Source organism: Enterobacteriaceae endosymbiont of Donacia dentata (assembly GCF_012570745.1).
Classification (GTDB): Bacteria; Pseudomonadota; Gammaproteobacteria; order Enterobacterales; family Enterobacteriaceae.
In genome coordinates this window covers 338667-350170 of record NZ_CP046212.1, presented here as the reverse complement: position 1 = coordinate 350170, position 11504 = coordinate 338667, and the positions used below count along the sequence as shown (strand labels likewise).

The window sequence follows — 11504 nt, the reverse complement described above, 5'->3', positions numbered from 1 at the left end:
TAGTTCTTTTAAAATTAGATAATTATCTTTTAAAAAAATTTGTTCTTTTAAAATTAGATAATTATCTTTTAAAAAAATTTTAGTATTTATTTTTTAGTATTTATTTTTCTAAGTTAATATTAAATTTTTTATAAACGATTGTGGGTTGTAAGGTTAAGTAAATAAGCGTATATGATGGATGCCTTGGCAGTCAGAGGCGATGAAGGACGTGCTAATCTGCGAAAAGCATCGATGAGTTGATTCGAAACGTTATTAATCGATGATATCCGAATGGGGAAACCCAATATATTTAACTATATATTATCATTATTTGAATACATAGGATAATGAAGCAAACCAGGAGAACTGAAACATCTAAGTATCCTGAGGAAAAGAAATCAATAGAGATTTTCTTAGTAGTGGCGAGCGAAAAGGAAATAGTCCAGAAACATACATATTTATTATATTAGCAGAAATATCTGGAAAGATATACGATACAGAGTGATAGTCCCGTATGTTAAAATATAATAATTATAGTTTCAAAGAGTAGAACGAGACACGTGAAATCTTGTTTGAATATAGGGGGATCATCCTCTAAGACTAAATACTACTGACTGACCGATAGTGAACTAGTACCGTGAGGGAAAGGTGAAAAGAACCCCGGTTAGGGGAGTGAAATAGAACCTGAAATCATATACGTACAAGCAGTAGGAGCATTTTGTAAAATGTGACTGCGTACCTTTTGTATAATGGGTCAGCGAGTTATATTTTGTAGCAAGGTTAACTGTATAAGGAAGCCGTAGGGAAACCGAGTCTTAAAAGGGCGTTTAGTTGCAAGATATAGACCCGAAACCCGGTGATCTAACCATGAGCAGGTTGAAGGTTTGGTAATTCTTACTGGAGGACCGAACCGACTAATGTTGAAAAATTAGCGGATGACTTGTGGTTAGGGGTGAAAGACCAATCAAACCGGGAGATAGCTGGTTCTCCCCGAAAGCTATTTAGGTAGCGCCTCGTGTAATTCATATTCGGGGGTAGAGCTCTGTTTCGGTTAGGGAGTCTTCCAGACTTACCAATCCGATGCAAACTTCAAATACCGAATAATGTTAGCACGGGAGACACACAGCGGGTGCTAACGTCCGTTGTGGAGAGGGAAACAACCCAGATCGCCAGCTAAGGTCCCTAAGTTATAATTAAGTGGGAAACGAAGTGGGAAGGCATAAACAGCTAGGATGTTGGCTTAGAAGCAGCCATCATTTAAAGAAAGCGTAATAGCTCACTAGTCTAGTCATCCTGCGCGGAAGATATAACGGGGCTAAATTATACACCGAAGCTGCGACAATAAGTGATTTATTTATTTATTGGGTAGGGGAGCGTTCTGTAAATTGTTGAAGATAGATTGTAAAGTTTATTGGAGAAATCAGAAGTGCGAATGCTGACATGAGTAACGATAAAATAGGTGAAAAACCTATTCGCCGAAAGACTAAGGGTTCCTATCCAACGTTAATCGAGGTAGGGTAAGTCGATCCCTAAGATGAGGCTGAAAAGCGTAGTCGATGGATAACAGGTTAATATTCCTGTACTTGGTATTATTTGCGAAGGGGGGACGGAGAAGGTTAGATTAGCCAAGTGATGGTTATCTTGGTTTAAGCGCGTAGATGAATTATTTAGGAAAATCCGAATAATTGTTAACATTGAGACGTAATGACGAAATACTTTACTGTACGAAGTAATTGATACCCTGCTTACAAGAAAAGCCTCTAAGCTATAAATAATATTGAATCGTACTCTAAACCGACACAGGTGGTCAGGTAGAGAATACTAAGGCGCTTGAGAGAACTCGGGTGAAGGAACTAGGCAAAATAGTGCCGTAACTTCGGGAGAAGGCACGCTGATTGTAGGTGAAGAAATTTACTTTTGGAGCTGAAATCAGTCTAAGATAATAGCTGACTGCAACTGTTTATTAAAAACACAGCACTGTGCAAACACGTAAGTGGAAGTATACGGTGTGACGCCTGCCCGGTGCCGGAAGGTTAATTGAAAGAGTTATTATTTATAAGAAGCTCTTGATCGAAGCCCCGGTAAACGGCGGCCGTAACTATAACGGTCCTAAGGTAGCGAAATTCCTTGTCGGGTAAGTTCCGACCTGCACGAATGGCGTAATGATGGTCAGACTGTCTCCACCCGAGACTCAGTGAAATTGAATTTGCTGTGAAGATGCAGTATACCCGCGGCAAGACGGAAAGACCCCGTGAACCTTTACTATAGCTTGATATTGAATAATTAATATTAATGTGTAGGATAGGTGGGAGACTATGAAATATTAACGCCAGTTAATATTGAGTCGACCTTGAAATACCACCCTTTAATATTTATTATTCTAACCTAAACCCGTTATCCGGGTTAGAGACAGTGTCTGGTGGGTAGTTTGACTGGGGCGGTCTCCTCCTAAAGAGTAACGGAGGAGTACTAAGGTCAGCTAATCACGGTCGGAAATCGTGAGGTTAGTACAAAGGCAAAAGCTGGCTTAACTGTAAGAATGACAATTCGAACAGATGCGAAAGCAGGTCTTAGTGATCCGGTGGTTTCTATATGACAGGGCCATCGCTCAACGGATAAAAGGTACTCCGGGGATAACAGGCTAATACCGCCCAAGAGTTCATATCGACGGCGGTGTTTGGCACCTCGATGTCGGCTCATCACATCCTGGGGCTGTAGTAGGTCCCAAGGGTATGGCTGTTCGCCATTTAAAGTGGTACGCGAGCTGGGTTTAGAACGTCGTGAGACAGTTCGGTCCCTATCTGTCGTGGGCGTTGGAAGATTGAAAGGATTTGCTCCTAGTACGAGAGGACCGGAGTGAACGTATCTCTGGTGTTCGGGTTGTCATGCCAATGGCATTGCCCGGTAGCTAAATACGGAAAAGATAAGCGCTGAAAGCATATAAGTGCGAAACTTACCTTAAGATTAATCTTCCCTGAATTTTTATTAATTATTTATAAAAATTCCTTAAGGGACGTTAAAGACTATGACGTTGATAGGCTGGATGTGTAAGCATAGTAATATGTTAAGCTAACCAGTACTAATAAACACCCGTGAGTCTTAACCTTACAACACCAGAATCGTTTAGATTTCAATATTAACTAAATTTAATAAATACTTTTAATAAAAAAAATCCTGGTATAAATAACGCAATGGTACCACCTGAATCCATTCCGAACTCAGAAGTGAAACATTGTAGTGCCGATGGTAGTGTAAGGTCTCCTTATGTAAGAGTAGGAAAATACCAGGATTTTTTTATTTTTAAATAAAAATTTATTTATTATTATAAAATAAATTTAAATATTTTTAATATTAAAATGCCGGTTTAGCTTAGTAGGTAGAGCAACTGACTTGTAATCAGTAGGTCACCAGTTCGATTCCGGTAACCGGCATAAAATATAATTTTTTATTATATAAAAATGAAATTATTTTAAAAAATATTTTTATGATATGGTGGGATACCCAAGTGGTTAACGGGAGCAGACTGTAAATCTGTCGTCTAAGACTTCGAAGGTTCAAATCCTTCTCCCACCAATAAAAAGTTTAATATTTTTTTAAAATATTCTATTTCTATATATTATAGATATGCAGGTATTGTATAATGGTATTACTCTAGCCTTCCAAGCTGGAAATGCGGGTTCGATTCCCGCTACCTGCTCCAATTTTTTACAAAATAAATTAATATTATTTTAGCTGATATAGCTTAGAAAGGTTAGAGCACATTCTTGGTATGAATGAGGTCCCCAGTTCAATTCTGGGTATCAGCATATCTTTTAAATATAAAATATTTTTAAATATAAAATTTATATAATAATAATACATAGATCATCAAAGGATAATTACTAATGATTCTTAAGTTACAAAAAGATTCTACTATAGAATGGTTTCTTTCTTATTGTCATATTAATAAGTACCCTTCTAAAATAATTTTAATTAAACAAGGAAATATTTCTAAAAATTTATACTATATTTTAAAAGGAATTATTATGGTTTCTATTAAAAATAAGAATGGTAAAGAAATTATACTTAATTACTTAAGTTCGGGTAACTTTATTGGTGAATTGGGTATTTTTTATAATGTTTATAAAGAGATTACAGTAGTTAAATTAAAAACAGAATGCGAGTTGGCAAAAATTTCTTATAAAAATTTTTTTAACTTAATTAAAATTAATAATAATATTCTTATGAAAATTTCTTTACAACTTGCTAATAAATTACAAAATGCTTTTAAAAAAATAAGTAATTTAGCTTTTTTAGACGTTACTGATAGAATATCTGAAACTTTATTAAATTTAGCTAAATCTCCAGAAGCTATCACTCATCCAGATGGTATGCAAATAAAAATAACTCGTCAAGAAATAGGGAAAATAGTTGGTTGTTCAAGAGAAACAGTAGGACGTACACTTAAAATACTCAAAAATCGTAATTTAATTTATGTACATGGTAAAACTATTGTAGTTTATGGAACTAGATAAAATATTTTTTAATTATTTTATGATTTAAAATTAATTCCTAAGGAATTATATACATTATTTAATGTAATTTTAGCATGTTTTTTAGCTTTTTTTGCTCCATTAAACATAATTTTTTTTAAATATATTTCATTATTTCTATAAAAATAATATTTTTTTCTTAAATTTTTTAAAAATATACATAAGTTATATATTACGGATGTTTTTAAATCATTATAATTTTTATTGATAAAATCTAATTCTATTTCTTCTATAGATTTTCCAGTTATATTTGCTAATATAGTAATTAAATTAGAAATACCTGGTTTAGAATATAAATTATATTTAATATTAGGTGGAAAATCTGAATCAGTAACAGCATTATTAATTTTTTTCCTAACCATCATATCATCATCAAATAAACTAATAATATTATTTTTATTAGGATCAGATTTTGACATTTTTTTTATGGGATTTAATAAAGCCATAACACATGAACCATAATCATTTAATTTTTTTTCTGGAATATTAAAAATATTTCCATAAATATCATTAAATTTATAAGCAATACTCTTAACAAGTTCAATATGTTGAACTTGATCTTTACCTACAGGTACTTTATTTGTTTTATATAATAATATATCTGCAGCCATTAAAATTGGATAATTAAATAAACCAACATTTATATTTTGTTTATTCAATTTTTTTTTTTCTTTAAATTGATTCATTCTATTTAATGCACCAAAATTAGTAAAACAATTTAAAATCCAATTTAATTGAGAATGCTGAGGAACATGAGATTGTATAAAAATAATATTTTTTTTTGGATCAATATCACATGCTAAACACATAGATAAAGTATCAAGTATATTTTTATTTAAAATATAATCTTTTTGATATATAGTCAGAGAGTGTAAATCAGCTATACAATAAATACAAAAATATTTTTTTTGTAATTTTTTCCATTGACTTAAAGCTCCAATATAATTACCAATGGTTAACAACCCAGTTGGTTGAATTGCACTAAATACTATTTCTTTTTTTTTCATAATTTTTTTATTTTTAAGTAAATTAAGAAATATTTTAATAATTATTTATTTCTTAAATATTTTTATTTAATAGAATCTTTTATATTTTTTATTGTTTTATTATATGATAATGAACTATTAAAAATAGCAGAACCTATCACAAATATATTTACTCCTAAAACAGCTATTTGGTTTATATTATTTATATTTATTCCTCCATCAACTTCTAATAAAATTTTTTTTTGATTTTTATTAATAATTTTTTTAACTTTTTTAATTTTATTAAAAATATAACTTATAAATTTTTGTCCTCCAAAACCTGGATTTACTGACATAATTAATATTATATCTAATTTATTTATTATATAATCTAAATAATTTAAAGAAGTAGAAGGATTAAATGCTAGTCCTGCTTTACAGCCATGTTCTTTTATTAAAGAAATACTTCTATCAATATGAAGAGAATTTTCAGGATGAAAACTAATAATATCTGCTCCTGCATTTGCAAAATCAACTATTAAATTATCCACAGGATTTGTCATTAAATGTATATCAATTATTGATTTTATACCATAATCTCTTAAAGATTTTAGTACTAAAGGGCCAATAGTTAAATTAGGAACATAATGATTATCCATAACATCAAAATGAATAATATCCGCTCCTGATTTAATTACATTAGAAATTTCTTTTCCTAAAAATGCAAAATTAGCTGATAAAATAGATGCTGCAATTAAAAATTTTTTCATTTTATAATCTATTATTATAATAAAATTTAATTATAGAATAAATATTCTAAAAAATTAAATTTTTATTTTTATTAATAGCATTAGAAATAATTTTTTCAGAAATATTTTTATATATAATTGTTTTTCCAATTTTAATTGGAAGAATTACATTAATTTTATTATTGTTTATTTTTTTATCCCTATATATATATTTTAAATATTGTTTATCATTCATATTTACCGGTCCTTGAACTGGTAAATTACATTTTTTCAGTAAATTAATAATTCTTGTTACTTCTTTATTATTAAGTAAATTTAATTCTACTGAAGTTAATGCAGCAATAACAATTCCTACTGAAATAGCTTCACCATGTAACCATTTTTTATATCCTAATTTTGATTCTATAGCATGTCCATAAGTATGTCCTAAATTTAATAATGCTCTTTTATTTTTTTCATATTCATCTTCATAAATAATTTTAGCTTTAAAATTACAACATTTACTAATACAATAAAGTATAGATTCTTTATCTAAATTAAATAAATTATAGATATTATTTTCTAACCAACAAAAAAATTTTTTATCAAAAATAATACTATATTTTATAACTTCAGCCATACCAGCAGAAAATTCTCTTTTGGATAAAGTATATAAACAACTTAAATTAATTATTACACTATTAGGCTGATAAAAACTACCTATCATATTTTTTCCTAAAGCATGATTTACTGCTGTTTTACCTCCTACAGCAGAATCTACTTGAGCTAATAAAGTAGTAGGTATTTGTATAAGATTTACTCCTCTTTGATAACTTGATGCTGCAAATCCAGTGATATCACCAATAACACCTCCACCTAAAGCAATTAGAGTAGTATCTCTATTATATAAATTTTGTAATAATGCTGTATAAATAATATTTACTGTTACTAATGTTTTATATTTTTCACCTTCAGGAAGAATAACATAATTTATTTTAACACCAATATTATTTAATTGATTACAAATTTTTTTAAAATATAAAGAAAAAATTATTTTATTAGTTACAATCATAACATTGTCATTTTTCTTTAAAAAAGGAAAAGATAATGGTGTATCAAATAAATTAAAATCTATGATAATAGGATAATTATGTGTTTTTGTTGCAACTAAAATAGTTTTTCCCATAATAACCTTTAATGTTTATTAATATTAGTAAAATTAATTTTTTTCTAATAACTTAATAAGTTTGTTAGCTACAATTCTTGCACTTTGTTCATCAGTTTTAATTATAATATCAGCTATTTCATTATACAAATGATTTCTTTTTTTAGCTAAATTATTTAAAATTTCTTGAGCTGATTGATTTTTATCAATATTAAGTAAAGGACGTTTTTTATCTCTTTTAGTACGACTTAATTGTTTTTCTATAGTTGTTTTAAGATAAACTACAATTCCTCTAGAAGATAAAAATTTTCTATTTTCTTTAGATTTTATTGATCCTCCTCCTGTTGCTAATATAATTCCTTTTTTTTGAGTTATTTCATTAATAATTTTTTTTTCACGTTTTCTAAAACCTTTTTCACCTTCTACATCAAATACCCAATTTATATCGGCTCCTGTACGACGTTCAATTTCTTGATCTGAATCAAAAAATTCCATTTTTAATAAATTTGCAAGATGACGTCCAATTGTACTTTTTCCAGCTCCCATAGGGCCTATTAAAAATATATTTCTTTTTTCTGCCATTTTTTTATTAAATTAGTAATTTAGTTGTGAATAAAATTCTTATCTTTTTTTAATAAAAAGACAAGATATATATCTTTATATAAAATATTTTAAAAATAATTATTTTAATAGATTTTTAGATATTTAAATTTAACTATAAAATAGTTTAACCTAAAATATATATAAATTAAATAAATTTAAAATAAAATTTAATTTATTTTATAAATAAAAGATAAGATAATAAAATTCATTATTTAATTATCTTATCTAAAAAAAAAATTTATATTTTAGATAAAAAAGAATTTATACGATGAATAAATTTATGTGGATTTTCTAACGTACCTTTTTCTGCTAAAATAGCTTCTTCTAATAATAAATGAATAAATTCAGAAAAATATTTTTCATCTTTTATTGTTAAAATTTTTTTTACTAAAACATGATTAGGATTTAATTCAAAATTATACTTAATTTCTGGAATTTTTTGTCCAGCAGCAGCAAATAATTTTGCCATTTGAGTACTCATTTCATTTACATCTGTAGTAACAATAGCAGGTGTATTTAATAACTTATTTGTTAATTTTACTTTTTTTATTTGATTACCTAATAAATTTTGTATTTTTTCTAAAAAAGGTTTAAATTCATCTTCTATTTTATTTTGATTAGAACTATTATGATCATTTTTAATAAATTCATCTAATGAATCATCTTCTTTACTAATTGATTGTAATGTTTTACCTTCAAATTCTGTAATATAACTTATCATCCATTCATCAATATGTTCAGTTAATAATAATACTTCAATTCCTTTTTTATAAAAAAATTCTAGATGTGGACTATTTTTTGCTGAAATATAATTATCTGATGTTAAAAAATATATTTTTTTTTGTCCCTTAATCATTCTTTGAATATATTCTTCTAAAGACACATTTTGTTCATCATTTTTATTATATGTTGATGAAAAACGTAATAATTTAACAATAATATCTTTATTTTTTATATCTTCAGCAGGTCCTTCTTTAAAAATTAAACCAAATTTTTTCCAAAAATTACTGTATATATCTTTTTTTTTTGTAAGATTAACTAACATATTAAGAACTCTTTTTGTTAAAGCAATCTTCATATTATGGATAATACTATTTTTTTGTAAAATTTCTCTTGAAATATTTAAAGGTAAATCATTAGAATCAACTAAACCTCTTACAAACCTTAAATATTTAGGTAATAACTGATCTGCGTCTTCCATGATAAAAACTCTTTGAACATATAATTTTAATCCATTTTTATAATCACGATTACGTATATCCCATGGAACATTTGAAGGAATATATAATAAACTAATATATTCTTGTTTACCTTCCACATGATTATGACTCCAAACTATTGGATCAATATTATCATATGTTAACTGTTTGTAAAATTCTTTATATTCTTTCTCACTAATATCACTTTTATTACGTAACCAAAGAGCTTGTGCCTTATTAATTTGTTCCCAATAATATTTTTTTTCCTTTTCATTGTACATCTTAATTTCTATAGGTAAAGAAATATATTCTGAATATTTATTAATTATATTTTTTATACGCCATGTATCTAAAAATTCATCATTTTTAGATCGAATATGTAAAATAACTTCTGTGCCTCGAAATTCTTTATTTATATTTGAAATTTGATAATTACCTTCTCCTGTAGATTCCCAAAATACTCCTTGATTAATAGGTTTTCCGGCTGATCTTGTTTTAACAGAAACTTTATTAGAAACTATAAAAGCAGAATAAAATCCAACACCAAATTGACCTATTAATTCTGAAGTTTTTTCTGATTTTTTATTTAAAGATAAATTTAAAGATTTAATAAAATCTTTAGTTCCAGATTTTGCTATTGTACCTAAATTTCTAATAACTTCTTCACGAGTCATACCAATACCATTATCACTAATAATAATTAATCTTTTTTCTTTATTTATAGAAATTTGTACTTTTAATATTGAATCATTTTCATATAAATCAGGATTAGATAAAGTTTTAAATTTTAATTTATCAATAGCATCAGAAGCATTAGATATTAACTCTCTTAAAAATATTTCTTTATTTGAATAAAGAGAATGAATCATTAAATGTAATAATTGTTTTACTTCAGATTGAAAATTTAAAGTTTCTTTTTTTTGCATAATTATTTCTCTCTTATTTATATTATAACGTAAAATATATATATTTTTATTTATAAAAATTCAATATTATTTTCGATTATTTTAAAGATTAAAATTTTAATTTTAATTTATTCATTTATTATTTTAAATTAAAATATTATTTTTTAATTAAAATAGATTATGATTTCTAATATAATCATTTCAAATCCTATTTTAGGACTTGGGGAAAGATATAAATTTTTTTTTCCTTTACTAAAAAATTTATATAAAATTTTTAATTCTTGTTCTGAATAATTTTTATAAATTTTTTCATAAAATTTTACATTATTAAAATCTAAATTTTTCAAAAAATATTGAGAATTTTTATTTAAAATTTTAATTTTTAATATATTATGTATTAAAATCATTATTTCTGTTATTATATTTTCCCAATTAATATTAAAAACAGATATTTTATTAATTAAATTTAAAATTAAATTATTTTTTTTATTTTTTAAATTATATAATAGTAAAAATAAATATTTTTTTTCAACTAATCCCAACATTAAAGAAACATTATTAATATTTAATGAACCCATAGATATTAATTGATTTGTTAAACTTAATGCATCACGCATACTTCCATTAGCTGTTTTTGCTATAATATTTATGGCTTCTTTATCATATTGAAATTTTTCTTTATTCAAAATTTTTTTTAATTGACTAAAAATTAAATTTTCTTCAATTAATTGTAAATGAAATTGTAAACATCTAGATTTTATAGTTATAGGTATTTTTTTTAGTTCTGTTGTTGCAAAAATAAATTTTATATATTTTGGAGGTTCTTCTAAAACTTTTAATAATGCATTAAAACTATGTTTTGATAACATATGAAATTCATCAAAAATATATATTTTATATCTTCCTTTAACAGGAGGATAATAAATTGTTTCTAGTATTTCTCTAATATCTTCTACTTTAGTTTTAGATGCAGAATCTAATTCAATTAAATCTAAAAAAGAATTGTTTTTTATAGAAACACAAATTTCACATAAACCACATGGATTTTTTGTTATGCCTTTTATACAACTTAATCCCATTGCAAATATACGTGCTATTGTTGTTTTACCTACACCTCTACTACCTGATAATATCCAAGCAGGATGAATTTTTTTCGTAGATAAACTATTTTTTATAGCTTGTACTGTAGAATCTTGGCCAATAACATCAATAAATGATTGGGGACGCCATTTTGTAGCCAAAACATGAGAATTCATTTTATTATAAAAATTTATTATATCATCAAAATTTTAAAAACTTAATAGAACATGACTATTTTTTTACACATATTAAATTTGCTACAGCTGCTTCTTTCCAGACCTGACTGGGTTCACAAAATAATATTGTTGTAAATAATCATGTTCTACATAATATTATATATTATAATTA

The 11504-nt window shown here is 26.3% G+C and carries 7 protein-coding genes, 4 tRNA genes, 2 rRNA genes and 1 other RNA gene; 7 read left to right on the top strand and 7 right to left on the bottom strand.

Annotated elements, in window-relative coordinates:
• Window positions 1–151: 151 nt before the first annotated feature.
• The 7 genes from GJT90_RS01725 (at window position 152) to crp (ending at window position 4493) form a co-directional block, all read left to right on the top strand.
• Window positions 152–3086 (top strand): 23S ribosomal RNA (locus GJT90_RS01725).
• Between the two features lie 66 nt (window positions 3087–3152).
• Window positions 3153–3268: ribosomal RNA gene (gene rrf, locus GJT90_RS01720) — 5S ribosomal RNA — on the top strand.
• Window positions 3269–3337: 69 nt separating this feature from the next.
• A tRNA-Thr gene (locus GJT90_RS01715) sits at window positions 3338–3410 on the top strand.
• A 60-nt stretch (window positions 3411–3470) separates the two neighbouring features.
• A tRNA-Tyr gene (locus tag GJT90_RS01710) sits at window positions 3471–3552 on the top strand.
• 53 nt (window positions 3553–3605) lie between these two features.
• A tRNA-Gly gene (locus tag GJT90_RS01705) sits at window positions 3606–3679 on the top strand.
• 31 nt (window positions 3680–3710) lie between these two features.
• Window positions 3711–3785 (top strand) — tRNA-Thr (locus tag GJT90_RS01700).
• 78 nt (window positions 3786–3863) lie between these two features.
• Window positions 3864–4493: a cAMP-activated global transcriptional regulator CRP gene (gene crp, locus GJT90_RS01695; protein WP_168894816.1), complete on the top strand. Its 630-nt coding sequence runs from the start codon at window positions 3864–3866 to the stop codon at window positions 4491–4493.
• Between the two features lie 17 nt (window positions 4494–4510).
• Here the strand turns inward: crp and trpS are convergent, their stop codons facing one another.
• The 7 genes from trpS to ffs form a co-directional block, all read right to left on the bottom strand.
• Window positions 4511–5518, bottom strand: a complete 1008-nt coding sequence (gene trpS / locus GJT90_RS01690; RefSeq protein WP_168920156.1) for a tryptophan--tRNA ligase — start codon at window positions 5516–5518, stop codon at window positions 4511–4513.
• A gap of 62 nt (window positions 5519–5580) precedes the next feature.
• Window positions 5581–6246: a ribulose-phosphate 3-epimerase gene (gene rpe, locus GJT90_RS01685; protein ID WP_168920155.1), complete on the bottom strand. Its 666-nt coding sequence runs from the start codon at window positions 6244–6246 to the stop codon at window positions 5581–5583.
• A gap of 46 nt (window positions 6247–6292) precedes the next feature.
• Complete coding sequence (gene aroB / locus GJT90_RS01680) at window positions 6293–7390, bottom strand: 3-dehydroquinate synthase (protein WP_168920154.1); 1098 nt, start codon at window positions 7388–7390, stop codon at window positions 6293–6295.
• Window positions 7391–7423: 33 nt separating this feature from the next.
• Complete coding sequence (gene aroK / locus GJT90_RS01675) at window positions 7424–7951, bottom strand: shikimate kinase AroK (protein ID WP_168920153.1); 528 nt, start codon at window positions 7949–7951, stop codon at window positions 7424–7426.
• Window positions 7952–8210: 259 nt separating this feature from the next.
• Window positions 8211–10097, bottom strand: coding sequence for a molecular chaperone HtpG (htpG, locus tag GJT90_RS01670; RefSeq protein ID WP_168920152.1), 1887 nt, complete (start codon window positions 10095–10097; stop codon window positions 8211–8213).
• A gap of 143 nt (window positions 10098–10240) precedes the next feature.
• Window positions 10241–11332: a DNA polymerase III subunit gamma/tau gene (gene dnaX, locus GJT90_RS01665; protein WP_168920151.1), complete on the bottom strand. Its 1092-nt coding sequence runs from the start codon at window positions 11330–11332 to the stop codon at window positions 10241–10243.
• Between the two features lie 48 nt (window positions 11333–11380).
• An RNA gene (gene ffs / locus GJT90_RS01660) (signal recognition particle sRNA small type) lies at window positions 11381–11475 on the bottom strand.
• Window positions 11476–11504: the final 29 nt, after the last annotated feature.

Bases quoted from the DNA above. Each gene is read 5' to 3' on its own strand.
- aroK (WP_168920153.1), bottom strand. From the start codon at position 7,951: ATGGCAGAAAAAAGAAATATATTTTTAATAGGCCCTATGGGAGCTGGA.
- htpG (WP_168920152.1), bottom strand. From the start codon at position 10,097: ATGCAAAAAAAAGAAACTTTAAATTTTCAATCTGAAGTAAAACAATTA.
- dnaX (WP_168920151.1), bottom strand. From the start codon at position 11,332: ATGAATTCTCATGTTTTGGCTACAAAATGGCGTCCCCAATCATTTATT.
- rpe (WP_168920155.1), bottom strand. From the start codon at position 6,246: ATGAAAAAATTTTTAATTGCAGCATCTATTTTATCAGCTAATTTTGCA.
- trpS (WP_168920156.1), bottom strand. From the start codon at position 5,518: ATGAAAAAAAAAGAAATAGTATTTAGTGCAATTCAACCAACTGGGTTG.
- aroB (WP_168920154.1), bottom strand. From the start codon at position 7,390: ATGGGAAAAACTATTTTAGTTGCAACAAAAACACATAATTATCCTATT.
- crp (WP_168894816.1), top strand. From the start codon at position 3,864: ATGATTCTTAAGTTACAAAAAGATTCTACTATAGAATGGTTTCTTTCT.